At 48.2% G+C, this 853-nt stretch carries 1 protein-coding gene and 1 pseudogene; both read right to left on the bottom strand.

Going from position 1 to position 853, the window contains the following annotated elements; all coding sequences use genetic code 11:
- Window positions 1-175, bottom strand: a pseudogene (locus R7Z50_RS26000) (glycerate dehydrogenase); the annotation flags it as partial.
- A 34-nt stretch (window positions 176-209) separates the two neighbouring features.
- Window positions 210-853: pseudouridine synthase (locus R7Z50_RS26005; protein WP_318149541.1), on the bottom strand; the 644-nt coding region annotated here is incomplete at its 5' end.

The following is an 853-nucleotide window of genomic DNA, read 5'->3' on the forward strand; positions in this document are numbered from 1 at the left end:
GATCCAACACCACTTTATTGCTGATGACGATATCGGCATCAGCCAAGCGCTCAACCACGAACTCAGGCGGTGGCAGTTCATACTCCATCCAATGATGAGGAAACTTAGGGCGCGGGACTTGAATGTGATTGGGAATGGTGGCGCGGTCGAGAAAGACCACTTTAGGCAGTGACATAACGGCTCCTTGTTCACTGCCTAATGAAATCTATTTATGGGCGTGGCAGTGTTTTGTAATCAGGTAATTTACGCTCTGGATCGAAATAGTCAAAGATCATCTCTTCGGCTTCCGGGTAAAAGTCACACGGAACAAAAATACTGCGGAGCCAGTGACTTTTCGGGTGGTAGAAGCTCAGTTCAGAAGCGTGCAGTTCCAAACGCTCAGAGAAGGCTTTGGCTTCTTCGGTAGCATAGAACTCATCACCAACAATAGGGTGACCCAACGCTTGCATGTGCACACGCAATTGATGTGAGCGGCCAGTAATAGGCAGTAAACGTACGATGGTCGTCTTTGTTCCGTCTTCATGTTCTTCTCGCTTCGCGACTTGGAAGAGAGTTTTTGATGGCTTACCATCTTCAAAACACACTTTTTGCAGCGGACGGTTTGGCCAGTCACAGATCAATGGCAGATCGATTTCGCCCTCTTCCTGCTCGACATGACCCCAAACGCGTGCGTAGTAAATTTTATGCGTTAAGCGGAACTGGAACTGCTTTTTCAACGCACTTTCTGCTCGCTTGTTTTTAGCCATTACCATCAATCCCGACGTCGACATATCTAAGCGATGCACGACTTGGATATCTGGGTACTCTTCCTGTAAACGACTCCACATGCTGTCATGGTGCTCTGCAAGACGTC

It is taken from the genome of Vibrio sp. 1249-1 (assembly GCF_033340495.1).